The organism is Ruegeria sp. BC3 (assembly GCF_056539265.1).
Genome location: NZ_JBQFUP010000002.1, coordinates 765,017 through 791,472 on the forward strand (window position 1 = coordinate 765,017; position 26,456 = coordinate 791,472).

At 59.6% G+C, this 26,456-nt stretch carries 21 protein-coding genes; 9 read left to right on the forward strand and 12 right to left on the reverse strand.

What is annotated here, in order from left to right:
- Window positions 1-7 precede the first annotated feature (7 nt).
- From ACR0MV_RS08790 to ACR0MV_RS08810, 5 genes are read right to left on the reverse strand one after another with little or no spacing between them, the layout of a single operon-like run.
- On the reverse strand, window positions 8-1,681 hold the full coding sequence (locus tag ACR0MV_RS08790; RefSeq protein WP_480701842.1) for a thiamine pyrophosphate-binding protein: 1,674 nt from the start codon (window positions 1,679-1,681) through the stop codon (window positions 8-10).
- A 4-nt stretch (window positions 1,682-1,685) separates the two neighbouring features.
- Window positions 1,686-4,097: an FAD-dependent oxidoreductase gene (locus tag ACR0MV_RS08795; protein WP_480701843.1), complete on the reverse strand. Its 2,412-nt coding sequence runs from the start codon at window positions 4,095-4,097 to the stop codon at window positions 1,686-1,688.
- The gene (locus tag ACR0MV_RS08800) at window positions 4,094-6,493 is read right to left on the reverse strand and encodes a GcvT family protein (protein WP_480701844.1); all 2,400 of its coding nucleotides are present in this window, start codon (window positions 6,491-6,493) and stop codon (window positions 4,094-4,096) included. The genes ACR0MV_RS08795 and ACR0MV_RS08800 overlap by 4 nt, the downstream gene beginning before the upstream one ends.
- A complete protein-coding gene (locus ACR0MV_RS08805; protein ID WP_480701845.1) occupies window positions 6,490-7,779 on the reverse strand; it encodes an aspartate aminotransferase family protein in 1,290 nt (429 codons plus the stop codon). Before ACR0MV_RS08805 ends, ACR0MV_RS08800 begins: the two co-directional genes overlap by 4 nt.
- Window positions 7,776-9,320 (reverse strand): trimethylamine methyltransferase family protein, encoded by a 1,545-nt coding sequence (locus tag ACR0MV_RS08810; protein WP_480701846.1) that lies wholly within the window; start codon window positions 9,318-9,320, stop codon window positions 7,776-7,778. Before ACR0MV_RS08810 ends, ACR0MV_RS08805 begins: the two co-directional genes overlap by 4 nt.
- A 108-nt stretch (window positions 9,321-9,428) precedes the next feature.
- On the opposite strand from ACR0MV_RS08810, the gene ACR0MV_RS08815 reads away from it, so the two are divergent.
- Together ACR0MV_RS08815 and ACR0MV_RS08820 are read left to right on the forward strand one after the other, a co-directional pair.
- A complete protein-coding gene (locus ACR0MV_RS08815; RefSeq protein WP_480701847.1) occupies window positions 9,429-10,319 on the forward strand; it encodes a LysR substrate-binding domain-containing protein in 891 nt (296 codons plus the stop codon).
- A gap of 272 nt (window positions 10,320-10,591) precedes the next feature.
- Window positions 10,592-10,930 carry a hypothetical protein gene (locus ACR0MV_RS08820; RefSeq protein ID WP_480701848.1) on the forward strand — a complete coding sequence of 113 codons (339 nt, stop codon included), beginning with the start codon at window positions 10,592-10,594 and terminating at the stop codon, window positions 10,928-10,930.
- 213 nt (window positions 10,931-11,143) lie between these two features.
- On the opposite strand, the gene ACR0MV_RS08825 is transcribed toward ACR0MV_RS08820, so the two are convergent.
- Together ACR0MV_RS08825 and ACR0MV_RS08830 are read right to left on the reverse strand one after the other, a co-directional pair.
- Complete coding sequence (locus ACR0MV_RS08825; protein WP_480701849.1) at window positions 11,144-14,287, reverse strand: efflux RND transporter permease subunit; 3,144 nt, start codon at window positions 14,285-14,287, stop codon at window positions 11,144-11,146.
- A 12-nt stretch (window positions 14,288-14,299) separates the two neighbouring features.
- Complete coding sequence (locus ACR0MV_RS08830; RefSeq protein WP_480701850.1) at window positions 14,300-15,460, reverse strand: efflux RND transporter periplasmic adaptor subunit; 1,161 nt, start codon at window positions 15,458-15,460, stop codon at window positions 14,300-14,302.
- 87 nt (window positions 15,461-15,547) lie between these two features.
- On the opposite strand from ACR0MV_RS08830, the gene ACR0MV_RS08835 reads away from it, so the two are divergent.
- The 6 genes from ACR0MV_RS08835 (at window position 15,548) to ACR0MV_RS08860 (ending at window position 19,320) form a co-directional block, all read left to right on the forward strand.
- Complete coding sequence (locus ACR0MV_RS08835) at window positions 15,548-16,180, forward strand: TetR/AcrR family transcriptional regulator (protein ID WP_480701851.1); 633 nt, start codon at window positions 15,548-15,550, stop codon at window positions 16,178-16,180.
- Window positions 16,181-16,339: 159 nt separating this feature from the next.
- Window positions 16,340-17,293 (forward strand): alpha/beta hydrolase, encoded by a 954-nt coding sequence (locus ACR0MV_RS08840; RefSeq protein ID WP_170424226.1) that lies wholly within the window; start codon window positions 16,340-16,342, stop codon window positions 17,291-17,293.
- A 64-nt stretch (window positions 17,294-17,357) separates the two neighbouring features.
- On the forward strand, window positions 17,358-17,867 hold the full coding sequence (locus tag ACR0MV_RS08845; RefSeq protein ID WP_480701852.1) for a nuclear transport factor 2 family protein: 510 nt from the start codon (window positions 17,358-17,360) through the stop codon (window positions 17,865-17,867).
- 25 nt (window positions 17,868-17,892) lie between these two features.
- Complete coding sequence (locus ACR0MV_RS08850) at window positions 17,893-18,270, forward strand: nuclear transport factor 2 family protein (protein ID WP_480701853.1); 378 nt, start codon at window positions 17,893-17,895, stop codon at window positions 18,268-18,270.
- Between the two features lie 18 nt (window positions 18,271-18,288).
- Window positions 18,289-18,981, forward strand: a complete 693-nt coding sequence (locus tag ACR0MV_RS08855) for an SDR family oxidoreductase (protein ID WP_480701854.1) — start codon at window positions 18,289-18,291, stop codon at window positions 18,979-18,981.
- A gap of 15 nt (window positions 18,982-18,996) precedes the next feature.
- A complete protein-coding gene (locus ACR0MV_RS08860; protein WP_480701855.1) occupies window positions 18,997-19,320 on the forward strand; it encodes a hypothetical protein in 324 nt (107 codons plus the stop codon).
- Window positions 19,321-19,398: 78 nt separating this feature from the next.
- Here ACR0MV_RS08860 and ACR0MV_RS08865 read toward each other — a convergent pair whose 3' ends face one another.
- From ACR0MV_RS08865 to ACR0MV_RS08885, 5 genes are all read right to left on the reverse strand, one after another.
- A complete protein-coding gene (locus ACR0MV_RS08865; protein WP_480701856.1) occupies window positions 19,399-20,781 on the reverse strand; it encodes a DUF1501 domain-containing protein in 1,383 nt (460 codons plus the stop codon).
- A 4-nt stretch (window positions 20,782-20,785) separates the two neighbouring features.
- Window positions 20,786-22,558 carry a DUF1800 family protein gene (locus ACR0MV_RS08870; RefSeq protein ID WP_480701857.1) on the reverse strand — a complete coding sequence of 591 codons (1,773 nt, stop codon included), beginning with the start codon at window positions 22,556-22,558 and terminating at the stop codon, window positions 20,786-20,788.
- Window positions 22,559-22,724: 166 nt separating this feature from the next.
- Window positions 22,725-23,156 carry a DUF2141 domain-containing protein gene (locus tag ACR0MV_RS08875; protein WP_170424240.1) on the reverse strand — a complete coding sequence of 144 codons (432 nt, stop codon included), beginning with the start codon at window positions 23,154-23,156 and terminating at the stop codon, window positions 22,725-22,727.
- A gap of 27 nt (window positions 23,157-23,183) precedes the next feature.
- Window positions 23,184-23,447, reverse strand: coding sequence for a hypothetical protein (locus ACR0MV_RS08880; protein ID WP_480701858.1), 264 nt, complete (start codon window positions 23,445-23,447; stop codon window positions 23,184-23,186).
- A 346-nt stretch (window positions 23,448-23,793) separates the two neighbouring features.
- Window positions 23,794-24,858, reverse strand: coding sequence for a hypothetical protein (locus ACR0MV_RS08885; RefSeq protein WP_480701859.1), 1,065 nt, complete (start codon window positions 24,856-24,858; stop codon window positions 23,794-23,796).
- A gap of 768 nt (window positions 24,859-25,626) precedes the next feature.
- Between ACR0MV_RS08885 and ACR0MV_RS08890 the strand changes: the two genes are divergently transcribed.
- On the forward strand, window positions 25,627-26,238 hold the full coding sequence (locus ACR0MV_RS08890; protein WP_170424246.1) for a TetR/AcrR family transcriptional regulator: 612 nt from the start codon (window positions 25,627-25,629) through the stop codon (window positions 26,236-26,238).
- Window positions 26,239-26,456: the final 218 nt, after the last annotated feature.

Genomic DNA, 26,456 nt, shown 5'->3' on the forward strand with positions numbered 1-26,456 from the left:
CCCGCGCTCAGGCGTCTTTCTGTGGTGATTTGAACAGATCCTTGCGCAGTGTCATCAACGCTCCGGGGTCAATTTTTGCCTGAATGACAGTTGTTTGCCCGGACTCTATGGCCTCTGTCAGCGCCGATCCCATGCCGCCCGGACCATCAACCCAGATCCCTTTGCCGCCGCATAGCTCTGCGAATTTGTCGTAGCGCGGACTTTGAATTTCCGCGCCCAGCAGACGGCCACCATAAAACTCTTGCTGATAGGCTTTTTCGGCCCCCCAGGCCTCGTTGTCCAGAACCACGATAACCACCGGAAGATCATTGGAGACGGCGGTTTGGATTTCGATCATCGTATAGCCAACCGCGCCGTCGCCCATGACCGCCACAACCGGGCGATCCGGTGCCGCCGCTTTGGCGCCAATCGCGGCAGACAGACCAAATCCAACCAGGCCAAAATCCAGTGGCGTGATCAGCGACAGGGGATCGTAATGAGCCAGGCGATCGGCAGCCTGCAGGCAAGTATTGCCGGTATCCAGTGTGACAATCGCGTCTGTGGGCAGCGCCTCGCGCAGCTCAGCCAGCGCGCGGCGGGGATGCATCGGAAGAGTCTCGATTGCGGCCTCTTCGGCGCGTTCGGCCCGCAGACTGTCCATATCGGCTTTGAACTGCACGCGCCAGGCATCGCAGTCAGGTCTGGCCGTTGCCGCTGTCAATGCTTCAGCGGTCATGCGCGCATCGGCTTGCACTGCGATCTCGGCGGGGAAGTAACGCCCGACTGCCGATCCATCTATATCCACATGGGCGATGCGGGTCTCGGCCCCCACGTAGTCATTGCTGTGGAAGGTCGAGTTAAAACCCAACCGTGCGCCCAGCACGACCATCACATCGGCCTCTTTGGTCAGTCGGCTGGCCACCCGGTTTCCGCGTGGCCCGGCTTGCCCCGCGAACCACGGATGGCCGTGGCGCATCACATCGGCATGACCGGTTGAGGCGGCGACCGGTATCTCCAACGCCTCGGCCAAAGTGGTCAGGGCATCGCGCCCCTGGCCCCACTTGAAACCGCCACCTGCAAAGATCACCGGGCGTTTCGCGCCGTGCAAAAGCTCGGCAATCGCGGCTACGTCTGCGGGCGAAGCGGGTCCGGGGCGTGCGATGTTCACCGGCGCGGGCTCAATCGCGCGCACCTCAGCTGCAAAAAGATCGCGCGGTACATGCAGCACGACAGGACCGCGACGGCCCGAGTTGGCCAGCCGGATCGCATCTTCCAGCATGGGCGCAAGGCGCGACGGGTCGGTGACCATGACCGAGCGCTTGCAGATCGGGGCAAACAGCGCCACCTGATCGACCTCTTGAAAGGTGTCCTTGTGCTGATCCGCCCGCGTGATCGCCCCTGCAATGACCACCAGCGGGGAATAGGCCAGTTGTGCTTCGGCCACGGCCGTCACGATATTGACCACACCCGGCCCAGCCTGCGCGCCCAGAACGACGCCGGGTTTGCCAGTCATCCGCGCCCAGGCATCCGCCATGTGTCCCGCCGCGCGTTCATCCCGGGCACCGACATAGGCGACCTCGCCGCCCTGATACATGGCGTCATAGAGTTCCAGCATCGAGCCACCCAACAGCCCGAACACAGTGTCGATCCCGTTGGCCTTGAGCACGCGATAGACGGCCTCGCCGCCAGTGATATTGGTCATGATCTTAGTCCTCGGATCGGGGGCGCAGGTTCTGCGGGTCAAAAATGGCGTCTTCATGGACGGTTGCAGGGATTGAGCGGTTCAGGATTTGTACGCTCAGCCCCTCGGGCGGGGTTCCTTTTCGCACGAACAGCCAGCCAAGAGATTTTCCGACCGTATATCCATACCCGCCCGAAGTGGTCAGACCAACGGGCGTTCCGTCCAGCAAAACAGGCTCTCCGCCATGAATGTCGATGTCGTCGGCATGAAGTTCGGCGTAGTACAGCTGCCAGTCCGGGCGGCGGGCCAACAGAGCGTCTTTGCCGACAAAGTCGCGCCCCTCGGTGCGTACAAACCGGTCCAACCCGACGTCGAACGGGCCGACATCCGTGGTCAACTCGCCGCTAGCGCGATAGGCTTTTTCCATCCGCATTCCGTTGAACGCGTAAGAGCCCATATCTACCAGACCGTGTTTGGCACCAGCGTCGAACAGCGCATCATAGAGTAGCGCGATCCGGTCCAGTGGCGCGTGCAATTCCCAGCCAAGTTCGCCGACAAAGGACACGCGCAACGCATGGCACGGGATGCCCGCCACCGTGATCTCTTGCCCTGAAAGCCACGGGAAAGCCGCGTTGCTGAGGTCCGCCTCAGTCAGCCCGGCCATGATCCGGCGCGAGGCGGGGCCGGACAGCGCGAGCATCCCCCAATCGGAAGACAGATTGGTCATCTGCACGTCTTCGCCGGGCCGGATATGGGACTTGATCCAGTCGAAATCCGGCTTGGACCGCGCAATGGCTGAACCGGTGAAGTACCGATCCTCAGCGATGCGCCAAATGGTGATCTCGGTCTCGAACCGCCCTTTGTTCGTTAGCAGGTGGTTCAGGCTGATCCGCCCGTCACGCGCCGGGATTTTGTTGGCCGACAGACGGTCAAGCAAAGCACCCGCATCCTTGCCGGTGATCTCGAACTGGGCAAAGGCGCAGAGGTCGATCACGCCGGCAGCGGCGCGTGTGGCCTTGGCTTCGGCCATGGCATTTTCGTGCCAGGTCTGGTGGCCCCAACCGATCTGTTCGACCTCACCCACCTGACCGAAATAGCGCGGGCGTTCCCAGCCTGCGACCTCGCCGAACACCGCGCCCTTGGCGGCCAGCCGGTCATAGAGCGGGTGCCGGTTCAGTGGGCGCAGGCTTTCGAACTGTTTGCCGGGGCAGGGTGTGTCGTGGCGGCGCATGAATTCGTCCTTGGTGCGCTCGACGATGAAAGTGTCCGTACTGAAATCACCGTAACGTCGCGGGTCCATCCCACGGGTATTGATCTGGGTTTCGCCGTGCACCATCCAGTCGGCCAGCACTTTACCGGCACCGCCGCCCCAGGCGAGGCCAATGGACGACCCGCAGGACAGCCAGACATTTGGCGCGCCGGACGGGCCGACCAGCATCCCGCCATCCGGCGTGTGGGTGATTGCCCCGCGCACCACACGTTTGATCCCCAGCTCGGCCAGAATGGGCATTTTGTCGAATGCCACTATCAGAAAATCGCCAATCGAGTCGTAGTCGGCCTCAAACAGCTCATTCTCGGCTGCCCAAGGCGCGCCCTGTGGCATTTCCCAGATAGTGGGGCAGACATGGCCTTCGTAAATCCCGATCAGCCCTGATTTCTGTTCCTGCCGGATGTATCCACCAAAGGCATTGTCGCGCATGACCGGCAGTTCGGGACGGTCCAGAAACTCGGGCACCGTATCCGTGACGAGATAGTGATGCAGGCATGAAACCGAGGGAATTTTCAGCCCGAACCATTCTCCGACCTGATTGGCGTAAGACCCTGCGGCGATCACCACGTGTTCGGCCAGCACATCGCCCTTTTCGGTCTTTAGCAACCACATGTCGCCTTTGCGCGATGCTCCGATGACGCGGTTGTGCCGCTCGATCTTGGCACCTCGCGCACGGGTGGCGGCAGCAAGCGCCATGGTGACGCCGGATGGGTCGATGTGACCGTCTTCAAAGGTCTGAACAGCGGCCTTGACGTCAGAGTTTCTGTAGAACGGGTTGCCCTTGGCAACCTCGTCCGGCCCGACCAGTTCCATCGGAAGATCCAGCAGTTTACCGACACCCATGATCGACTTCATCCAGTCGACTTCGTCATCCGTGGTGGCGATGCGGAACCCACCGACCTCGTGCCAGCCGATGCTCTGACCGGTTTCTGCTTCGACGCGCTTGTAGGTCTCGATCGAGGTCTTGTTGATCCAGCCCGCGATCCGGCTGCCCACCGCATGCGCGATCTGCCCAGCCGCGTGCCATGTCGACCCCGAGGTCAGCTCGGCCTTTTCGAACAGGATCGTATCGGTCCAGCCGTTTTCGGCCAGCTGAAATTGGGCCGCAACGCCCATGATCCCGCCGCCGATGATGGCGACCTGTGTGGTACGCGTGGTGTCAGTCATTGGAACGCCTCTTTGGCGGGTTTGAACGCAGCGCGGGCGCTGTAGCGAGTGCAGGCGATTTCGACGTCGAACCCCGCGACGACCTGGTTTGCGGCCAGTTGATCAAGCGGCGCGTTGACCATCGCCAGCGCAACAGAGCGCCCGAAACGATAGCTCCATGCGGCCGAGGTGATTTGCCCGACGACCGCACCGCCGAAGTAAACCGGCTCATCGTGGATCGGGATCGCATCCGGGTCATCGAACAGTAGCGATACGATCCGGCGCGCGGGTGTGTGATCGCGCAGCGCCTCTTCGCCGACAAACCCGGTGCACATGGCGCAGAACGCGCCCAAACCGGCCTCATGCGGGGTGGTGCCCGGGGTCAGTTCATGGCCGAAGGCACGAAACCCGCTTTCGATCCGCAGACTGCCGCTTGCGTAAAGCCCCGCATGACTGGCCCCGGCGGCCAGCAGTGCCTCATAGGCGGTCATGGCCATGTCGGAGGGGAGGTAAAGTTCAAAGCCTTCTTCGCCGGTAAAGCTCAACCGCCCGGCCCAACCGCGCGCCAACCCGATTTCAACCGGCGCGAAGTGAAAGCGTTTCAGGTCAGGCACGGGTGTGTTCGAGGTCGCTTGCAACACATCGCGCGCCTTGGCGCCGGCAAAGCCCAGAATGGCATAACCGCTGGTCACGTCGGTGAACGCAACGCGGAAATCACCGCGGGTTTCCCGCATTCGCTTGAGGTCGCGCACAACTTCGCCCGCACCGACGATCAGCAGATAGGTCTCGGGCCCGTGACGTTGAACGGTAAGGTCGCTTTCCACCCCGCCGCGCGCGTTCAGGATCTGGGTATAGGCGATGCGCCCCTCGGGGATGTCCATCTGTGCCGCGCAAAGATGGTTGAGAAACGCGCAGGCGTCGGGGCCCTGCACCATGATCTTGCCAAATGCGCTTTGATCCAGAATAGCCGCCCCGTTGCGGCAGGCTTCGACCTCACTCCCAACCTGAGCGCGCCAGGCGGGCACACCGAATGACAAAGGCAAATGCGCGGCCTCGCCGCCGAAATGTACGGCCCGTTCCCAGCCGCCCCGGCTTTCGAATTGCGCGCCCGCCGCAACAAGCCCGGCGTGAATGGGTGAGCGGCGCTGACCGCGCGCCGTCTCCATCGCCCGCCCCGGATAGGGGTTGTCATAGTGACGGCCCAAAACCTCGGGGATGCGGGCCTCTAACGCGCCCATCACATTCATTTCGGGGCTAAAGCGGCGGATGTCGGCCTCATTCAGCTCCATCGTCGGCTCGCCCGCGATGATCCATTCGGCCATCGCCTTGCCCGCGCCGCCAGCCAGAGCGATGCCGGTCGAGTTCATGCCGCCCATCAAAAACAGGCCCGGCACCTCGGGGCTTTCGCCCAGCATAAACTGGCTATCCAGGGTGAAACTTTCAGGCCCGTTCAGCAGCATCCGCACCTCGGCCCGTTCCAGCGAAGGAATTCGGCGCAGGGCGTTTTCCATCATCGGCATGAAATGGTCCCAGTCCTCGTCCAGCAGATCAAAGCTGAAATCGGCGGGCAAGTCGCGGGTGGAAATTCCTTTTGCGTGGGGTTCAAAACAGCCCACCAGCAGCCCTTGGACATCGTCGCGCGCATAAAGGAACGCGTCCTGATCGTTCAGCGTCGGCAGATGCGCGCCCTTGCCAAGCGCCTGCACCTCGGCCAGCGGTTTGGTCAGGATGTAAAAATGTTCGCACGCATACAGCGGCATATGCGCGCCCGCCATCGCCGCCATTTCGCGGGACCAGAGGCCACAGGCGATCACCACCTCGTCGGCCTTAATCACATGCTCCCCGATCTCAACGCCCGAGATGGGCCCTCCCTTCTTTTGCAGGCCCGTCACGGCGGTATCCTCGAAAATTCGAACCCCGCGCGCCCGTGCGCCTTTCGACAGCGCTAGCGCTACATCGGAGGGGTTCACCCGCCCATCCGCCGGGGACCAAACCGCGCCGATCACGTCGTCTGTTTCGATCAGCGGCCAAAGCTCTTTGGCGCGGGCGGCATTGACCACTTCGGCCTCCAGCCCGAAGGCCCGGCCCAGCGAGACTTGCCGTTTGATATTGGTCAGTCGGTCCTGGTTGGTGGCCAGTGTCAGCGATCCGGTTTGAGTCCAGCCGGTGGCTTGTCCGGTCTCGCGCTCCAACTCGCCATAGAGGTCAATCGAGTAGTTGATCAGCTTGGTCAGCGTTGCCGAAGGCCGCAGCCGTCGCACCAGACCGGCGGCATGCCAGGTTGTTCCGCTGGTCAGTTTTGAGCGCTCCAGCACAACGATGTCTTTGCGCCCCTCTCGGGCCAGATGGTAGGCGATCGAGCAGCCGATAACACCGCCACCGATCACAACGGTGCGCGCAGCTGAGGGAAGGGTCATTGCAGTACTCCGTCGCGGATCATGTCGGAAAGAGTTGCGCGGAACGCTGCCAGAGCCTCGTCGATCAACTCAGGAGTATGAGCGGCAGAGGTCAGACCAGAGGTGTAGGACATAATATCCACCCCGCGCGACAGCATGCCGTCGCGATAAGCCCTGACAGTTGACTTGGGCAGCCCCCGGATTTCCGCCGGGCTGAACCCATCCACGGTTTCAGCGCCGAAATAGACATGGAAGATCGAGCTTTCGCCATAAGCTATTCCAGCTACGCCACGCTCTGACATCGCAGCGTTCATGCCATCCCGCATTCGCGTGGCCATGGCATCGGCCTGCGCCTGCGCCTCGCCACTGGCCAATAGGGGCATCGCCGCGCAAGCCGCCGCCGCCACCAGAGGTGAGCCGTTGAACGTCCCCTTGTGACTGACAGCCGGACCCAGCCCGTTGCGCACAGTGGCATTGCTCAAAAGCTCCATGATCGCCGCCCGACCACAAAGGGCACCACCCGGCAAACCACCGGTGACAATCTTGGCCAGAGTGGTGAGGTCCGGAACAATCCCGTCCCGGGCCTGTCGCCCGCCGGGCGACCAGCGGAAACCGGTTATGATCTCGTCGAAGATCAGCACCACGCCTGCGGCCCGCGCCACGTCATGCAACGCCCGCAGCGTATCTGTGGACAAGGGCACACAGCCATAATTCGCGCCAGACACTTCAATGATGACCGTGCCAATACGTTCGTCCTGCAGCGCGCTTTCCATCGCCTGAGGATCAGCAGCGCAGATGTGGATCAGATCGTTGATGGCATCGGGAATCCCAAGCGACGGAGCCTGTTCGCTGCCGGGTTTTGCCCCTTTCAGCGCGTGATCGTGCCACCCATGAAAGTGACCGTCCACGCGCAAGACATGATCCTTGCCGGAATAGGCGCGTGCCAATCGCAGGGCCAGCATCGTGGCCTCGGTGCCCGACGAGGTAAACCGGGTCAGCTCGGCCGAGGGATACAGGCGATTGACCCATTCGGCCCATTCGATCTCTGCCTCATGACAGTCAGCGCTGAAAATCGAACGGGCGGCCTGTTTTTGTATCGCGTCCACAATCGTTGGATGGCAATGCCCCAGCATCTGACTGGCGCTGCCCATCTTGAAATCAACGTATCGCCGGCCTTCCCGGTCCCATTTTTCGGCCCCCAGGGTGCGGTCAATGAACACAGGATGTGGGTCGCGGTAACGCAGCTCATGGCTGACGCCGCCTGGCAAAGCGGACCGCGCGCGAGTACTCAGATCATGGTTTTTCATTCCGGTCGTCCCATCTGTGCCCGCGTCAGGCGAATGTCGAACTGTTGTCGCAGCGCTTGATCCACGGCATCCGGCAAATGGTCTGGAAAACTGGTGCTCAGGATCTCGCGGGTTTTTTCACGCGCAACGTCGCCGACACGCAGGGCACCGTCATCCTGCCAGTCTGCAGGGGCGCGGCGATCTCCGATCTCGGGGTAGAAATAGTCGGATTTCATACGGCTGAACGTGTGCTGTTCGCCAAGATAGTGACCCTCGCCACGGCACACTTCGGCAATGACGTCTGCCGCTATATTGTCTGGCGTTGCCTCGATGCCACGGATCGTTCGCAGGATATTGCCCAACAGATCGTTGTCACTGACATAAGCCGCGTGGCTAACACCCAGAAGGCTGGACATCATGCCCGCCGCCTGCGTGATCAGGTTGGACCCGGCATGGGCCGCCATGGTCACCGCCAGAGACTTTTCGGCCCCGTATTGCGCATCCAGACGCTTGGAGTCCGTTATCCCGGCAATCGAACTGGTCGGCAGATCCCAGCGCCGACCCATTTGTGCGGCACCGGCCATCAGAATAGCCTGTTCGCCGCCGCCGCCGCTCATCGAACCGGTGCGCAGGTCGGCGACCAGAGGCTTGGGGGCAAAAATGGCTTTGACCTCGGGATCAACCAGACGGGCGAACACCAGGCCCGCCAGCGTCTCGGCCACAGCCTGCACCAGTGACCCTGCTATCGTGGCCGGGCTGGTCGCACCCGCCTGACCTGCACTGATCAACTGCACAGGAAAGCCCGCCTCGATGGCCAGTTCCAGAACTTCACAGGCCTCTTCGGCGAACCGCATGGGCGGAACGACGTGACACACCATCACCGTCAGAAAGGGCCGGGCCCGAAATGCCGCCTTGCCACCTGCGATACTGTAGCAAAGCGCGGCAATTTCAGCGACATTCTGCGGCTCGGTGATCGAGATCGAGACATGCTTGGACGTACCCGCCAAACAGGCATATGCCGTGTTGATATCCAACAAGGTGTTGTCTTCGATGTCGCGTGCGACAACCGACCGACTGAAATGGTGGATGTTGTCCATCGTGTCGACGATCCGGGCGGCGTCATAGAGATCCTGCAACGAGGATTCGCGGTATTCATGTGTGTCCAGATCAAACACACCTGGCGCCGCGCCGCCGGTCGACATGTGAACCCGGGCGGCTTCGATCTTCAGGTCATTCTCGGGCCGTTGCCCACACAAGGTAAATCCACGCTGGGCCCCGTCGATCGCCCATTGGACCAGAGCGCGCGGGAACAGCAACCGGCCGTCTTCAGTCATAGAGCCGCCTGCCGCGGTGACTTTCTCGATCATTGACGGGATGGCCTGGCTAAGCCCCAGATCCTCCAGAATGGTCAGAGCCGCTTCTTCGACCCGCGCCTCTTCCTCGGGCGACAGGGGTTTCAGACGCCCTCCGACCACCCCGGGCCAAACAGGGGGGCTGGGGTCAACCTCCGATCCTTGCATCAGGCGTTCTTTGCGGCCGCGCCGGCGGTTCGTTTTGGACATCGACTCATGAGCTCAGGTTCATTCGCCATTACCTTGCCCGAGAAATCACTGCATTTACAAAAGCAACTTTCTCATCGAATAATGAGTAAAACTTATCTATGAGTTCTGATGAGACCTTCTCTTCCAGCACTACGCGCCTTTGACGCCGCCGCCCGGCAAGGCAGTTTCCGGGCCGCTGCCGAAGACTTGTCGGTGACGCCGACAGCGATCAGCCATCATATCCGTGGTCTGGAAAGCCAACTTGGCCTGACATTGTTCGAGCGGGACGGGCGCGACGTTGCCCTGACGGAACACGGCAGGCGGCTTGCCAAGGCGACGCGGCAGGCCTTTGAGCTGTTGGATGATGCTGTTCTTGCCCTGCAGAACAGCGCGCGCAAAGCCGTTCGCGTCTCGGCCGGGCCGATCTTTACCGCCCGGTGGCTCATGCCGCAGATCAGTGATTTCTGGGAAGCGCATCAGGACGTCGAACTGGAAGTCGTCCCCTCATTCCAGCCCGGAACGCACATTCGGGAAAACGTCGACATCGTGATCCGCTGGGATCGTTTGGCAGGGGCGGACGAGGCCGCCATCAAGCTTTTGGAACTGAACCCCGTGGCGATTGCATCCCAAGATTTTCTCACCAAACATGGGCCGATCAAATACCCCGCTGACCTGCTGGAGCTGCCCTTGCTGCATCAAAAAAACCACTGGGGCTGGCTGGATTGGTTTGCCGCGATGGGTGTGCCTTTGGACAAGCCACTACAGGGTCCCGTGTTCGAGGATGCGAATGTGCTGTTGCGGGGCGCCGCCGCAGGGCAAGGCGTGGTGGTTGGGTGGCTGCCATTGATCGATCAGGATCTGTCGGAACATCGGGTCGTTCGCGTCTTCGACGAAAACATCTCCCCAACCCATGGATACTTTCTTGAGGTGCGCGACGGCAGGGAATCGCGACAGGAAGTACGCCAAGTGGTCGAGTGGTTGACGAAGTGGGTGAAACCCGCCTCAACCGTAGATAGGTGAATATCACCCGGACCTAGGCTGGTCGATGCTAGTGGCAATTGGTAATTGTTGCAATGGCTTAGCGCGAATACTAGCCCGTACACCGCATCAACCGTTCGGGATCAAAGGTTCAGGAAACAGATTCAGCCTTGGTTTTCATCCTGCATCATCTGATGTTTCTGTCATAACAGAAACAATAGACATAACGAAACCAAACACGGCTAGCCAGTTCATCCTGTACTGGGGTGATATGGGCAATCAATGGGGCGTTAACCGCTCGGTCGCGCAGATTCATGCGCTGCTCTATCTCAGCGCCAAAACCCCTTAATGCCGAACAGATCGCCGAGGCTCTGGGCATTGCGCGATCCAGCGTGTCCAACTCGCTCAAGGAACGCGAGATAGATCCAGCTACACAAACCCTACGCGCCTGGGTGGCGCAGGCTGAAACCGAAAGCTGGTTGAACCCGATTGCGTTACAGTGGATGCAAGACGTGCAGGACTTACTTTCGACCGCTGACACCTGGTTTCGCGATATACTGACGGTGCCTCGTCCCAAGCTTGTGATGTTGATGAAAATGGGCACCAAAGTTGTCTCTCTCCTCAATTTCACCGGAGGCAAAATGAGAGGCTAAAGAATTTTGACATCTAAATACTCTCACAACGCAAACAACAGAATGATCGAAAATAATGCTAAACCCGCACCGTCTGACCTTAAGCCGGGTCACACGAAAACCGATGCGGCCAGTTGTCGGGACGATCAGTTCGAGACTCTGCTGGGTGATGCCAGCCTGGCTTACCAGGGCCGCGTGACCCAAATGCGGATAAACCCAGATCGGCCGAACTCTTCATTCTGCGACCAGCGCGACAACCGCTTTGTCGGCTTCGGCGGGTTGATGAGTGGGCACTGAACGCTCTCGGAACCGGCCCCGATACACCAAGGCGAAAACCGGCGGGGTGAAGTAGAACGACACAACCGTCGACAACAGAACGCCACCCGCGATGGCAACCGCGAAGGGGGGCCAGAACGCGCCACCACCCAGGATCAGCGGAAGGAACCCGCCAAAGGTTGTGACCGTTGTCGAGATGATATGACGGCTGGATCCGGAAACGACTCGCGCCATGGCGGCACGGTTGCCACGACTAGCCTCGGGGTCCTGTTGCAGGCCGGTCAGAATGATGATGGCCGCGTTGATCGAAACACCGATCGAGCCGATGACACCGATGATCGCCGTAATGCCAAACGGGAATTGCATGATCGCAAGGGACAGCATCGACAGGCCTGCGGACAAAACGCAGACGACCAGAGTAACCAAGGTCAGCCGGAAGGAATTGAACGTCAGAACAATGGTAGCGATGGATAGGGTGACGATCAGACCAACCGAGGCCAGCAGATTGCCCACTGTGTTCGAGCGCGCGTCGCTGTCCCCGCCCAAGGACATGGAATAGCCCTGCGGCAGGACAAATCCCGAAGCGTCGAGTGCCTGCAGAACGTCCTGCAGGGCCTCTTCGGGCAAGACACCGGGCACGATGAAGGCCTGAATCGTGTTCTCCCGAATGCCGTCTGTCCGAGTTATGACGCTTTCTGCCGGTTCAATGACCGGGCGGGCCAGCTCTGACAGCGGTACGGCAGGAAACACTCCGGTCGCCGAGACCGCGGCTGCGTTCGGCAGAAGGATCGGCATGCTGACAATTGTGTTGAGGTCAGAACGCACATTGTCGCCCAGTCGCACGCGTACCGGCAGTTGCTCGGTCCCCTCGATCAACGAACCGCCGGTGACGCCGACCAGCGCCGTGTCCAGCTGACCCGCGATATCGGCCACATCCAGACCCAGCAATCGGGCTTTGACCTCATCAATCTCGAACCGGATCTGGGGATTTCCGCCATTCACGCTGGCGCGGGCCTGGGTAACCAGATCCAGGTTGGCCATGACTGAGCGTACCTCGTCCCCCAGGTTGCGCAGGACCGTGATATCCTGCCCCTGGATTTTGACCTCGACCGGGGCTGCAACCGGTGGACCCTGAACCAGATTTCGCACGATGATCTGAGCATCGGGAAAGGCGGTATCCAACTGGCTTTGCAACGCGGCGACAAGCCGGGCGGCGTCGTCCGCCGTTTCGGTCGTTATCATGGCCTGCGCAAATCCGGGCTCGCGCGAGCGGTTTCCGACGATGTTGTAGTAAAAGGCCGGGCCGGACTCACCCACTGTCCAATAGACGCTTTGAACACCGTCGTCGGCCAGCAATATGTCGTCGATCTGACGCGCGGTGGCCTCGGTGCTGGCGATTGACGTGCCGCCGGGCATGTCAACTTCGATGTAGAACTGGTTGCGGTCCACACCGGGAAAGAACTGCGCGGTCAGGGTCGGAAAGGCCGCAAAGCCAAGGACCGGCAGAACCAGCGCCAAGGCGATGGATCGGATCGGGTTGGCCACAGACAACCGGATCGAAGCTTCGAACAAACGGGCCAGCGGCGGGATGCTGAGGCCCCGGCTCAGGACACCGGCGTCTGCGCGATCTGATAGAACCCAACCGGCAAGCGCGGGCGTGACAGTCAGGGCAACCACCAGTGACCATACCAGCATCAAGACTACGGCAATGGCGATGGCACCAACAAAGTCCCCGGCCGGACCGGGCAACAGGATCATCGGTGTAAAGGCCAGCGCCGTCGTGACGGTTGATGCCAAAAGCGGAGCGGCAAGGCGGCGAACAGCATCCCGCACGGCCGCAAGACGCTGCATCCCATCCTGCAGGCGGCGACGGATTTCGTCCGTCATAACGATGGCCGCATCGACCAGCAGACCCAGTGCCACAATCAGGCCCGTCACTGACATCTGGTGAATGGGCAGGCCGATCATGTTCATGGTCGCCAGCGTCGCCAGCGAGACAACGGGAAGCACCAGCGCGACAATCGCAGCCGCCCGCACCCCCAGCGTGATGAACAGCACACCCACCACCAGCGCCACGCCGATGGCCATGTTCACGCCGACCTCGGTCAGACGCTCGGTCGTGTATTGGCTTTGGTCAAACAGAAGGATTTCCTGAACCCCCACCGGGACCGAGGCTGCACCGGCCTGCAATTCCTCGCGCACAAAGCTGGTCCAGCGGTCGATCTGCACCCCGTCCTGGGCCAGAACGCCGACCAGAACGGCGGGCTTGCCGTTGGCAAATGCGATCGAGGATTGCGGGTCGCGCGCACCCCGGTCGATGCTGGCAATATCACCCAGTTGCACCACCGCCCCATCGGCGCTTTCGCGCAGAACAATTTTGCGAATGCGGTCCAGCGTTTCGATTTCGCCACTGATGTTGATCGTCAGATCTACATCGGATTGCAGCCGCCCGGACTGTACCTTGCCATCCGCTTCTGCGATCCGCGTTGAGATTTCGGCCGCGCTAAGCCCCAGCGCTGCGGCGCTGTCCATATCAACGCTGACCAGGACCTCTTCTTCCGGCTGGCCAAAATACTCGACAGCCCGCGTTGCCGGGATCGCCCGCAAGCGGTCACCCAGGGCTTCGGCATGGCGCGACAACAGAGTTACCGGAAAGTCGGCCCTGTCGGCGGCCACAGCGATCACGGCGGAATAGGCCGAAATCCCCTCGGCATCGAATTCCGGGGGCAGGGCGCCCGCAGGGAAGTTTTGGCTGGCATCGTCAACCGCGTCTCGTGCCTCGGCCCAAACCTGCTCAATGGTGGCCTCGTCCAGCGTTTCCAGCAGTTCGATCGACACGACCGACACGCCCGAGCGCGAGACGGAACTGACCTCGTCAACCTCGGCGATCTTGCGAAGCTCTTCTTCGATTTCCGCTGTGACCAACGCCTCGACCCGCTCGGGGTCAGCGCCGGGGAACTGGGTTGTCACGGTCGCTAATAGATTGGTGATTGTCGGGTCTTCCTGACGGCCAAGCGACAGGAGCGAAGACAATCCTGCCGAGACAAGAACCAAAATGATCAGGGCAACGAGTCTGGGATGGCGAAAGGTCAGGGTTTCCATGGGTCGACTCCGTTACTCAGCTGCGCCAAAGGCGACGCGCTGCCCGACGGTGACGCGTTGCGGCCCCTGATCGATCAGAACGGTGCCTTCGGGAAAGGCCCCGCGCACAAAGACCCGGTCATTCTCGGCGTGCAGCACTTCGACGACCGCCAGACGCACTGTTTTCTGCGCATCGGCAACCAGCATGGTCCACTGCCCGCGCGTCCCTTCTTTCAACGCGATGGTGGGCACCCATGTCCCGGCGCTTTGAACCGGGTCAAGCACGTGTACACGGGCCGTTTGGCCAAACGTGACGTCCGGCCTGTCCTGCAGGTTGAACAGCGCGGTTCGGGTGCGGGTAACCGGGTCCACATCCGGGCGCAGCGTGGCAAGATCAGCGCGATAGCTTTTACCCGCGATTTCGATCTGAACATCCGTCAGCAGCATTGGATCGACGTCCAGAGGAATTCCGATCCGTACTTGTGGCGAGACAACCTCGACCATACCCAACACCAACTCCCCAGCGCGCAAGGTCTCGCCCCCATCCACGTGGCGAGCGGTGATCTGGCCGGCAAAGGGTGCCTCGATACTGGATTTTTCGATCCGAACTGTCACGTCGCGCAGCCCGGCGTCCAGCTCGCCAATCCGGGACAGCAGCTCATCCTGCTGTGCCACGGCTTCGTCCAGACGCGCCTGGCTGGTAAAGCCCTGCTCGATCAGCTTGGCATTCCGCTCGACTGTTTTTCGGGCAAAGGACAACTGCGCCGCGATGGCATCGCGCGAGGCGGTCAGCCGGTCTCGTTCAACCTCTAGTAAGGCGGTATCCAACGTCGCCAAAAGCTGACCCTTGGCGACTTCGTCCCCTTCGTCGACCAGGATCTGGTCCAGCTGGCCATTCAGCTCGAACGACACATTGGCCGAGCGCTGCGGTTCGACCTGCCCGATAAAGACGCGGTCCACGATGTATTCGATTTCGGAGGTGATCGGCGTCACCGAAACCGGGGTCACTGCGGCGGCATCTGGCGGCGGAACGGCCTCTGCCCTGCGCGTCAACTCGGACGCACCAAAGTATACGGCAGCGGCTGCAACCGCGATGAAACTGACGGTAACGCCAAGCCGGATGGTGCCGCGCAATAGGCGCAAAATCAGGCTGGGCTGAGTGGTCTCAGAAGGGGATGGCGCAGGATTCTGCATTTTAGGACCTCATCAAGTTAGCATCTCTAACATATGTTAGAACTTCTCACTTTGACAAGGGATACGCGATCTGCCACATGTTGGATCATGACGAGCACAAAAAAAATTGAAGAAAATACCGGCCAGCCGACCGCGGGAAAAAAAGCGTATCACCACGGCGATCTTCGCGCCGCCCTCATCGAAGCAACGCGACAACTGGTCGAGGAAAAGGGCCCGGACAGTTTTTCGGTTTCCGAGGCCTGCCGCAGAGCGGGGGTATCTACTGCGGCCCCGTATAAACACTTCAAAGACAAGACAGAAATGCTGTCAGCCGCCGTTCTGGAAGGGATGGTACGGCTGCGGGGAAACATGCTGGCCGCACTGGAGGGCATCCCCGAAGGATCGCCGGAACGCGTCACCGCAATCGGCATGGAATATGTTGCCTTCGCCTTGAACGAGCCGGGTATCTTTCGGCTCAAATTCGGGGGGTTCACCGACCGCATCGCCGACCCCCGACTGGAAGAAGGTGGGCAGCAGAGCTTTGGCATTCTGCTGTCAGAGGTCGCGAAATGCATGGGAGAATCGGAAGTAACCGAAGACGTGCGCAAGCGAAGCTTTTTGATGTGGAGCTTTGTGCACGGCCTGTCCTTCATCCTGCGCGACCACGGTCTTGCCGACAAAGGCAAGGAATTCGAGCTTCACAGCCTGCTTGAGGACGTGTCCGAGAGGATGCTGAGGTAGCCGCCTTGGGTCCGCGCGACGCTGAACCCAACCGAGCAACCCGCTAAGCAGGATCATTCAAAAAGCGCGCAGTCCGGTGCAATAATTCCGGAGCGGCGCGTCGTATCTCTTTGGTTATCGGGCAATTGCCCAGCCAGTCAGACCAACGGAGATGCTATTATGAAAACCTTTGCACTCACCACTGCCGCCACGCTGCTGGCGTCGACCGCAGCCATTGCGCAAGTCGAAACCCGCACCGTGACCTTCGAGAATGAGGGCGCGACCCTGTCCGGCACGCTGTACCTGCCCGAAGAGCGCAGCGACGAGCCCCTGCCTGTTGTTGTTGTCACCGGTGCCTGGACATCCGTACAGGAACAAATGCCAGCCAACTACGCGCGTGAAATGGCCGAGCGGGGCTTTGCGGCCTTTACCTTCGATTTCCGCGGCTGGGGCAAATCGGGCGACCTTCCGAATAACGTGCGCTTTGTCGAAAGCCCCGAGGCGAAAACTTCGGACATCAAGGCTGCAATCCAGTTCGTGTCGACCCTTCCCGAAGTGGACGCCAATCACATCAACGGTCTGGGGATCTGCGCATCGGCTGGCTACATGGTCGACGCAGTGTCCGGCAACCCGCTGGTCGAACGTGTCGGTCTGGTGGCCCCCTGGCTGCAGAATGAAAACATCGTCGAAGCCGTCTATGGCGGTAAAGAAGGCGTCGCCGGGCTGATCGAAGTGTCCCACGCAGCCGAAGCTGCGGGCGGCCAGATCATCCCCGCCGCAGGTCCTGAAGGGGCCGAAGGCGTGCTGATGCCGATCGGTGGTTACTACTACGAGGCCGACCGCGGTGCGATCCCGGAATATGACGACAAGTGGAACAATGCGGGCTGGGAAGGGTGGCTGACCTATCACCCTGCGGACAACCCGCAGCGCTTGGACAAGCCTTTGGCGATCGTTCATTCGGAAAGCGCAGCGATCCCCCAGGGTGTTCAGACCTTCCTTGCCGGGTTTGCGGGTGACGCAACCGCGCAATGGCTGGAAGACGTCACGCAGTTCGACTTCTACGACAACCCCGAGGACGTGACCCGCGCGGCTGACACGGTCGCCGACCACTTCCGCGCCGGTTTGGAAAACTAAGACCCCTTTGCGGGCGCCGGAGAAGCCTTCGGCGCCTTTCCCTCCATCCCCTCGGAGCAACCAAATGTGTAAGAAACTCACAACCACCATCGCCGCCGCAACACTGATCAGCGGTGCGGCCTTTGCGGAACAGCACGTCGCGATTTCAACCGCGATCACCGATATCGCCGCCGGTGCCGACCGCCATGACTGGGACCGGGTGCGCGGCGCTTTTGCCGACACGGTCACCATCGATTACACCAGCCTTTGGGGCGGCGAACCTGCGACGCAACCCGCTGATGCACTTGTTGCGGCATGGGCAGCCTTTCTGCCCGGCTTCGACAGTACGCACCACATGGTGACAAACCACGCGATCACCGCTCTGTCCGACGATGCAGCCACGGCGCAAGCCGATTTCACCGCAACACATCGCTTGGATGACGATCTGTGGGTCCTGGGTGGCCGCTATGACTATGCGCTTGAAAAATCGGATGACCGCTGGGTTGTCACCTCGATGACCATGACCGCGCTGTGGGAAACCGGCGACCGGGGCCTTGTCGCTCTTGCGGGCGAGCGCGCGACCGAAGCTAACTGACCCCGAAACCTGAACGGAAGACCCCATGCTACGCAAGTTTATCTCCGTTGCAGTGCTGACCATGGCCGCTCCGGCCCTGGCGGAAGACGCTTTGCCTGCGGCCATCAGTTGCTACCAGACTGCGACCAACGGCAAAAATATCGAAGCCTATATGGCATGCTTCACAGACGACGCCGAGATGATCGACGTCAGCCGCACCTTTGAGGGCAAGGACGCGATCCGGGCCTGGGCTGAACGAGAAGTCATGCCCGGCGGCCAAAGCTTCAAGCACCGGCAGATCCTCAAAAGCGATCCCGGCTATGCCAAAACCGAAGTGAATTGGGCCAGCTGGGTCGCGCATTACCATTATTGGTGGAATGACGACGGCAAGATCACCAAGATGTCCCTGCAATACGCTGATTGACCTTGAAAGGGTGACCAGATGACCAACCAACGCATTGCCCTTGTGACCGGCGCCAACCGCGGCATCGGCAAAGAGGTCGCCCTGCAACTGGCGCGCGACCATGGGCTAAAAGTCCTTCTAGGGTCGCGCGATCTGGCCAAGGGCCAAAGGGCAGCGCAAGAGATCGGGCATGGCGCGGACGCTCTGCAGCTGGATGTCTCTGATCCTGTGTCGGTTGCAGAGGCCTTCTCGCAGATCAAGGCCGAATACGGACGTCTCGACATTCTGGTGAACAACGCAGGCGTCGATTACGACACCGATCAAGAAGCGCATCGCGCCGATCTGAACCGCGTGCGCCGCGCTTTTGATACCAACCTCTTCGGCCCGTGGGACATGACGATCGCCGCGGTTCCACTGCTGCGGCTCGGTGAGGATGCGCGGATCGTCAACGTGTCGTCTGGTGCGGGCGCTTTGTCCGATATGACTGCGGGCACGGCCGGATATGGCGTGTCCAAGGCGGCGCTGAATGCGCTAACCATCAAGACAGCGGCTGAGCTGAAGCCCTATGGCATTCTGGTCAACGCCTTGTGCCCCGGTTGGGTCGCCACCGATATGGGCGGTGGGGGCCGTCCGGTGCCTGAAGGAGCCAAAGGTGTCGTCTGGGCCGCAACTTTGCCCCCGACTGGCCCGACCGGCGGGTTCTTTCGCGATGGTCGGACGATCGACTGGTAAGGTTATCCCTATGCCATGAAATCAATCAGCGTTCAAACCAGCGCGGGCAGCAGGCGGCGGCAGGCCCAAGAAGCACTTGTGCGTTATTGGCCCGTTCAACCCCTGGTCCTCTATGAATCTCTACCCTGCGCAAACGAAATCCATCATAATATTCGTCGCGGTCAGACCCAGGTCAACTTCCGGGTTTTGTCCAGAACAATTAGCGAGCCGCCGAAAAGCTCCATCATACCAGCGACCCATGGCATCGAGAACGTCGCGGCCTCCCCCAAAAGCTCGGTGGCCTTGGACAAGCTGAGGTGGCTGGCGACCACCGTGAAAATGGTTCTGAGCCTCGGCTGACCGACCGGAAGCCGGTATCAAGATCGCTAACCTAAGGCCCCGAGCACCCCGGTGGGCAGGGTGCTCGGGGTGTTGGGTTCAGGTGAACAGGCCCAGCCTTTCACCGCCCGCCACATCCGCGAACCGTTCAAGGTTCGGGAACAGGGTGTTCAGGGCCGAAGGCTGCACGCCGAACCAAAGGGACAGATCCGCGTAAAGCTGATCGGTTGAGGTTGTTGGGATCAGCACTCCATCCCCCACATCCAGCGCGTTGTCGCTGGCCAGACCCAGTTCGGGGTAATCCCCCAAAATCTGCCCGCCTTTGACCGAGTTACCCATGACCAGCGTGTTGCCACCCCAGCCGTGATCGGTGCCGTTGCCGTTCGACGTCAGCGTGCGGCCGAAATCCGATCCGGTGAAGGTCACGACGCGATCGGCCAGTCCCATGTCGTCCAGCGTGGCCTGAAACGCGCCCAAGGCCTCGGACAGGATGCGCAGCATGCGGCCATGGTTGGTCAGCAATTCATCATGATGGTCCCAGCCGATATAGCGCACAAAGAAGGTCTGCTGTTCGTGACCCAGCCGGTCCGAGGCGGCAATCGCCTTGGCAACCATGCGGAATTGCTGCGCCAGATCCGAGGACGGGAAGGACCGTGGTATCTTGATCCCGCGGGTCGCAGATTTGAACGTCTCATGCTTGGCCTGGGCGTCGCGCGTCAGGTTCAGATAGGTCTCGCGGAAAGGATCGCCGCCGTGATCGGCGTTCATCATCCGGTTGAAACTGTCCAGCAACAGATCGTTCAGCTGGCTTCTTTCCTCTTTCACATATAGTCCGACGCTACCCTTGTCGGTGATCGCATAGGGCAGGTCGATCTTGCCGTTCTGAGCAATATTGTTCCCGGCCAGAGAGATGTTCATACCGATCTCATGCGCCGATTTCAACGGCTGCAGATCGTCGGCAAAGAAGCCGAACCAGCCGTCATTGACCCGCAGATCGGGGCGCGAGGTTTGCCAGTGCTTGAATTGGTCAACGTGGCTTAGCAATCCCAAAGGCAGCGCGGCTGAGCCATCATAGAACTGTTCCTTGCGCACGCGTTCGACCAGTGGGCCGACATTCGAGACGAAGGACAGGCGCTTTTGATTGAACAGATCGGCCACCTCGGGCATCGACGGATGCAGACCAAAGCTGCGACCCAGCCGGTCTTTGGCTGTGTCCAGATCCAGCAGCTCGCCCCGTGACAGGGCCAGGTTGGCGCGGGTTTCCGCATATTGGCCATGGGCGATCTTGTCGCTTGGCACCAGCATGTTGAAGCTGTCATTGCCGCCGTCCAACATCACGAAGACAAGCGCTTTGCGGGCGGGTTTGATCATGCCGGTTCCGGCCTGCGCCAGGCCGGGCAGGGCGGCCCCCGTCATGGCACCGGTGGCGGCCACGCCGGTCGAGGCCAGGAACTGACGGCGGGTGAAGGATTTGGTCAGCATGGGCTCAGGCCTCCTGCACGGTGAATTCTGGGGAAACGGTGATCATGAAGGCGATGGTCTGCACCACCCATTCTGGATTGTCGGCATATTGCACGTATGCCTGTTTGATCCGCTTGCGCGCCGCCGCATTCGTCTGCCCGGTCAACAGGACCGAGATCCGATCGATCAGCTCATCATGCCGGCCCCGGTTTTGGGCGATCTTGATCTCTTCGCTCAAATCAAACTGCAGGGCGTTCTTGGTGTTGGCCCAGAGGGTGTCGGGGTCCATCTCCATCACCATCATCTGTTCGGGACCGGACCCGATCTGGTTCGAGACCAGAGGCAGATAGCCCCCGAAGAACCAGTAGTAGATGTTGTTGACATAAGCGACCGAGGTCGCGGCAGTGTGCAACTCGAACTCGGGCGCGCGCAGGCCCATTTTCTGCAGGGCGCCGTGCGGGGTGAAATCGGGTTTGTAGAAGTTAAACACTGTGGGTGCGGACAGCGGATGCATCTGCAATGCGTCCTGAATGTCATCTCCCAGCAACCACAACTTGCCGCTTTGGTTATGCGCACCGAATGCCAGCAAGACCTGCGTCACCCGATGCAGCGGTGATTTCAGCTTTTGGGACTGAACGATCTTGGCCGAGGTCTTGTAGGCCGACGGCAGACGCTTGGCCGCAACTTCGTGGGTCAGTGGGTAGGTCAGGATGGTGCGAACCGCGTTTTTCAGATCGCCTGTCGGGCCAAATGCGCGCGAGACAGCCTCGACGTAAGCCGGTGACGGGTTGGAGGTGACCAGCCGGTTGATTAAATGGGTTGCGATAAAGGGCGCGGTCGTCGGATGGGCCACCAGTTGATTGACGGTCGAGCGGATTTCCTTCGGGCCAGACTGATTGCCGGGCAGGCTGAGGCGACCGTTCAGCAGGGATTTGGCACCGCGGTCGTGATACTCTTCCTCAACAACCATCGGTTTGGTTGCGTCGATGAAAGGCACGGTTTTATAGGCCATTTCGATCCCGTCATCGAAGGCCACAGGGTAACCGTTATAGCTGCTTTCCCAGAACGAGGTGTTCCATTCGTATTCATAGGCGGCAGGCAGCAGGCCGGTGAAGACACGCGCCAGTTCCTTGATGTCACGGTTGTCATAGGTCGGGATCGGGTCGCCACTGGCATCCAGTTTCTCGGTCCCGTCAGGGTTCAGCTCGAAAAGGCCGATCGAAAATAACTGCATGATCTCTCGCGCATAGTTTTCGTCCGGGTGGATGTTCTTGGCCTTGTTTGCCTTCTGATTGGTCATATGCGACAGGTAGATGCCCATCATCGGGTGCATCGACACATCGTACAAGAGGTCCGCATAGCTGCCGAAGGCATGTTTGTAGAGCAGGTCGTAATAATTCGCCATGCCGATGGCATCCAGCTCAAGCGATGAGGCGTCCGAGATCACCAGAATTTCAGACAATGCTTGCGCCACACGCTGACGCAGCAGGTCGTCCCGCTGGGTCAGCGTGTGGTTCCACCAGGCCATGTGGAAATACCACTTGTAGGGCAGGGCGGGGTTGTTGCCGTCGCCATTGATCGCCCATTCCCCATGCGCGCGCTTCAGGCGCTTGCGGAAGCTTTTCCAGATCTTGCGCGTGGACTTTTCAAACGGGCCTTTGGTCGCAATACGGGCGTCCAACTGATCATCCAGCCAGTGTTCCGGGCCGATCTTGCTGACCTGTTGCAGCAGAGTTTGATCCGCTCCTAGCGTGGCCTGCATCAAAAACCGACTGGTGTCTTCCAGAGATGTCTGCATGTGCTCGCTGTCCTTGAAATCTGAATTGGATGGCAGAAAAGACTCATTAACTGTCACAATGGACAAATTAAAAGCCACTCCACATCTTTCAACCCTCAGATTCGGCGACAGGCAAAAAAAAATGCCCCGTTTCCGGGGCAGTCGAGGTCCAAAACTTAGGTCGGCTTTAATTGGCGTAGTTCATCTTCAATCCGACCGAAGAGTTGTTGCCGTCATAGTCAATCGCCGCGTCCTCGAACACGGGGACAGACCGGGTGCCGGCCCCTTTGGTATAGGCCCAGCCTTCCTGTGGAACCGGGCCCTTCATCTCGAACTGGCCGTTGTCGTTTGCGTCATGGTGGATCATGATCGCCAGTTGCCCCGGTTTCTGGTTCTTGAGCGTTCCCGATACCGAACTGCCCGAAGCCGGAATTTTTGCGTAGCCCACGATCTTTGCCATCTGGCTTTGGTCAAATGCGGCCTTGTCATCAAACGCGAGGACGTGGATGACCCCACCGCGCCCGGCATCAACGCCAGAGATGTCGACCTGAATATCTCCGGCCGCAGCCTGAGATGCCGCAAGGGCCATGAAACCGGCGAAAAAAGCAGTCTTGGTCATTGAGAGTCTCCTGAACAGTTAACCGATTTAAATTCCGAACAACCGCCACGCGAGGTCCTGCACGACGTAAAGCAGGCCAAACAGGAACCACATGGTCGTAATGGCGTAGAAGAGGGGTGGGTTTTCCCGGCTGTCGATTGTTTCAATCAGAAAGGCCTGTCCGGTCATGAAGGACGAAACGGCCCACCACATGAAAAGCGCGCCCCAGATCGAATAGACCTGAAACCATGTTGCCAGCAGCAGGCAGACGAAGACGATCCAGGAAAACGGATGGGATTTGATGTATTGCATTAGGTTCTCGTTTTGGCGGGGCTTGCTGCCCTCATATGATACGTGGGTGACGTCAGTACATTTTCGGAGTCATAAGATGAGCCCGTCAGGTAAAATGCCATTGGCAACGCCGTTTGCTTTGCGGATCTGCCGATTGCCAGCCGACAGATGATCCTTTGGGGTCTCCTTGACATCGGATAAGTGAACGATCACTCAAACAAGATCACACCCTGAGTTTTTTGTCAAAGTTGGCAGGTTGTCTCAACTTCCAAAGCCCCGAACAAGCAAATGGCCGCCGATGTAGAGGACGCATTGCGTCGGCCATTTGCGGATGGGGTTCGACCGCAAATGACGGTCGTACATGTGATCAGAAGTTGTGCGATACACTCACCCGAACTGCGGTGCCGGACACGTTCCGGATTTGCAGACCGGCATCCGGTTCGTTGACATCGCCAAGTGTTCCATAGGTGACATCGACCAGGATGCGGGTCTGACCGATCGAGTGCACGGCCCCCAGAGTGATCCCTTTGCCGCCGCCCTGATAATCGAACCCGATAAAACCGCCTTCGGGCTGAGACCGCGACAGGATGCCGTAAAAGTACCATTTCGGGTTCAGCAGGTATCCGACGCCCAACTGATAATCGACCGAGTTTTCTGCGAACTCTGCGAGCGGACCACCAAGGGCAGGCGATTGGACCGCGGTGTCATCCCAGTTTCTCCAGCGTATCGACCCGAAGGCGCCCCACGGGCCGCTGATCGAACTTTGCACGTTTAGCGCAACTGTCTGTGGCGTGGTCAACTCGGTTGTCACGTCGCTTGGTGCCAGCGGTTGAAGCTGCTCGACCCCGTCCAAATCGTGATCGATCTTCGAGTAATAGGTCAGGTCGGCACGAAATGCGAGCGACGGGATCTCGTACGCTGCACCCACAAGAAAACCGGGGTTGTAGTCGCCTTCGGAGTCCAGCGAATAGCTAAGGGAGGGGTTGATCAGAGCGCCGCTGAAGTCGTTCAGCTTTTCGAAGCGAATACCCGCATAGGCGCTAATATTCTCGTTGAACTTATAGCGTGCCATCAGTGCGACTTCGGTGCCGCGATAGCGGACGTTTGTTCCCGCAGAAGGAGCGCCCGTTCCCGTAGGATACTGCAGTTTGTAGTTGATCGAGTTGAACCCGCGGATCGCGAAAACCCACTTTTCCCCAAGGTCTTGCTTGTACGCCAAAGACAGACCACTGATGCTGGGCGTTACATCGCCTGTGGGTTGGCCAAGCTCCGTACCTTCGGTCTTGCCGTCAGCCCATCCCCCGGTGATCTCGACATAACGACCCTGCTCGAACAGGAACCGGGTTTCGGATGGAAACCCTTCGATCCCGCCCGCAAGAACGGGGCTTGATATCAGGCCCGCACCCAATGCCAGTGTTGCAATTTTCTTCATACTTCCCTCCCTTTCTCTTGTGTCAGCTCATCGAGCGACCCAGAGGATTTGATGTGACCGTGTGCAATTCGCTTGCCGGTCTGTTGCATGCGCCGCGAACGGCACGTTGTTGGGCACCCGGTTCGCGAACATGTCGCCACCCAAGTGCGTTTTCCGGCTTGTAGGTCTGTGTGCAGAGCAGTAGGGAAGCGCGCATAGTGTGGGCGTCGCAATCGCATGCGAAAACGGAATGTGGGCTTCCGTTTAGTTGCCTCGCTGTGCCCCGTGAGCAGGCAGGCATGCAGCAGGCAACACCAATTTGTTCGGCCAAAGGCCGGTTGCGCGATTTTTCATTGTCCCTGTCGTTCTTGCAGCCCAATCGCAGGCCGGTTTTTGGTTGTTATCGAGGTGCACGACGCACCGGTCTGGTATCTCCTCGTCGCTTGTTTGAATTTGGTGAATAATCAGCCCGATCGCGAACGCCGTTTCCCTCCTGAAACTGCGCGGCGCATCGGACTAAACTGTCCTGCACGACACCCGTCAATGATCCGGGCGAATCCTGGATTGGTCATGGTTCTATCCCTGTTGCTTGCCAGTGGGCTGGATTTATTGTCGTTTGTGACAACCTTTTGTTACACAAAATTTGAATCTTTTCAATACGCTTGTATGGTACAACTGATTTGTAATTGTCTTGCGCCGCAAATGTTGTGTTTTCAGCGCTTTCGCCCACGTTTTGTGAAGTTGGGGCCACCCCTCACACTTTGGCGGAAATTGCGCTATGAGAGGCCGATGATCCAAAACTTGCCCGAGAATCGCGCCAAGCAGCGTGACAGGAACCGAGAACACAAACGCCGCGAACTTGCCGAAAATGCGATCAAGACGATTGCACAGGCCGGGTATGCCAACACAACCTTACGAGACATTGCGGCCTCGACCGGGGTTTCGCTGGGAAAAATACAGTACTACTTCCCCGAAAAAGAGGGGCTTCTGCTGTATTGTATCGACCTGTCTGTCGATCGCTTTACCGGTCAGCTGACCGAGATTCTTGATGCCGACCTCACCCCGGATGCGGCGCGCAGCGCCTATGTCGAATTGTTTGCCTATTCGATTGCCAACCACGCGAACATGCACCGGCTTTGGTATGACATCCGCAATCAGGCGATGTTCGACGGCCAACTGAGAGGTCGCGTTGCCGACGTCGAGGCCCGGTTTATCGAGATCTGCGACGAGTTGGGCAGGAAATTCGCTGCGAAGAACGTCTCGGGCGTCGAGATCTATGTCATTCTGGACGGGGCCTACCGATACTTCATACAGCAAAGTGTTTCAGGGATGCCCGTCACCGCTGAAAGAATGTCAAAAATGCTGAACCGCATTATCGGCCGTCTCACCGGAGACAACTAGGCCGAGTATTCGATATCGACCTTACGAGAGAACGAACGCCGACGACCAGTCCCTCAGAGAATATGAATTTTGCAACACGCTTCCCTGCGTCAGCAGTTTTCGGGCGTTTGAATGTGTTGGTTTTTGTCTGTTCCGCTTTAGCGTTTTTCTTTGATTGTATTTTGAGCACAGAGTTGAAAGAAACGTTTTTTGGTTTGAATTGGTGCGGGACGTTTTTC